Origin of the sequence: Pseudonocardia bannensis (genome assembly GCF_012911875.1) — a bacterium.
GTDB lineage: Bacteria > Actinomycetota > Actinomycetes > Mycobacteriales > Pseudonocardiaceae > Pseudonocardia > Pseudonocardia bannensis.
Genome location: NZ_JAAXKZ010000252.1, coordinates 1 through 1,818 on the forward strand (window position 1 = coordinate 1; position 1,818 = coordinate 1,818).

Genomic DNA, 1,818 nt, shown 5'->3' on the forward strand with positions numbered 1-1,818 from the left:
GGGTAGGGGTGAAAGGCCAATCAAACTCCGTGATAGCTGGTTCTCCCCGAAATGCATTTAGGTGCAGCGTCGCGTGGTGGATGCCGGAGGTAGAGCACTGGATGGGCTAGGGGGCCGACAAGCTTACTGAACTCAACCAAACTCCGAATGCCGGTATTTCTAGCGTGGCAGTGAGACTGTGGGGGATAAGCTTCATAGTCGAGAGGGAAACAGCCCAGATCACCGGCTAAGGCCCCTAAGCGTGCGCTAAGTGGGAAAGGATGTGGGATCGCCCAGACAACCAGGAGGTTGGCTTAGAAGCAGCCATCCTTGAAAGAGTGCGTAATAGCTCACTGGTCAAGTGGTCCTGCGCCGACAATGTAGCGGGGCTCAAGCGCACCGCCGAAGCCGTGGCATTCCAGCAGAGATCCGCCGGCCGGGGTTGTGGCCCTGGTGGGTGTAGTCGTTGGGATGGGTAGGGGAGCGTCGTGCATCCGGTGAAGCCGCGGGGTGACCCAGTGGTGGAGGGTGTGCGAGTGAGAATGCAGGCATGAGTAGCGAAAGCAGAGTGAGAACCTCTGCCGCCGAATGACCAAGGGTTCCTGGGCCAGGTTAATCCGCCCAGGGTGAGCCGGGACCTAAGGCGAGGCCGACAGGCGTAGTCGATGGACAACGGGTTGATATTCCCGTGCCCGTGGCAGTGCGCCCGTGATGAGGCCGGTGATGCTGACCATCCGAACCCGCGTGCCGACCTTCGGGTGGGTGCGTCGGGGGAGCGTGGGACCCGATCCGGTAGTAGTCAAGCGATGGGGTGACGCAGGAGGGTAGTCCCGCCAGTGAATGGTAGTACTGGTGTAAGCCGGTAGCCCGACATCCAGGCAAATCCGGGTGTCATGTAAGGGTGAGAGGCGATGCATAGCCGAGTGCGGCGAAGTAGGATGATCCCATGCTGCCGAGAAAAGCCTCTAGCGAGTGCTGTTGCGGCCCGTACCCCAAACCGACACAGGTGGTCAGGTAGAGAATACCGAGGCGATCGAGTGAACTGTGGTTAAGGAACTCGGCAAAATACCTCCGTAACTTCGGGAGAAGGAGGGCCATCGCGCTTGAAGCCCTGCGCGGGCTAGGGCGGGGTGGCCGCAGAGACCAGGCCCAAGCGACTGTTTACTAAAAACACAGGTCCGTGCGAAGTCGCAAGACGATGTATACGGACTGACGCCTGCCCGGTGCTGGAACGTTAAGAGGACCTGTTAGCTGGTTTCGGCCGGCGAAGCGGAGAATTTAAGCGCCAGTAAACGGCGGTGGTAACTATAACCATCCTAAGGTAGCGAAATTCCTTGTCGGGTAAGTTCCGACCTGCACGAATGGCGTAACGACTTGGGCGCTGTCTCGACCACAGACTCGGCGAAATTGCACTACGAGTAAAGATGCTCGTTACGCGCGGCAGGACGGAAAGACCCCGGGACCTTTACTACAGCTTGGTATTGGTGCTCGGTTCGGCTTGTGTAGGATAGGTGGGAGACTGGGAAGCGGCCACGCCAGTGGTTGTGGAGTCGTCGTTGAAATACCACTCTGGTCGAATTGGGTGTCTCAACCTCGGGCCATGATCTGGTTCAGGGACAGTGCCTGGTGGGTAGTTTAACTGGGGCGGTTGCCTCCCAAAATGTAACGGAGGCGCCCAAAGGTTCCCTCAGCCTGGTTGGCAATCAGGTGTTGAGTGTAAGTGCACAAGGGAGCTTGACTGTGAGACAGACATGTCGAGCAGGGACGAAAGTCGGGACTAGTGATCCGGCACCGCCTGGTGGAAGGGGTGTCGCTCAACGGATAAAAGGTACCCCGGGG

Annotated in this window: 1 rRNA gene; it reads left to right on the plus strand. The window is 58.7% G+C overall.

Annotation, left to right across the window (positions count from 1 at the left end):
* Nucleotides 1-1,818 (plus strand): 23S ribosomal RNA (locus tag HF519_RS29980); the annotation flags it as partial.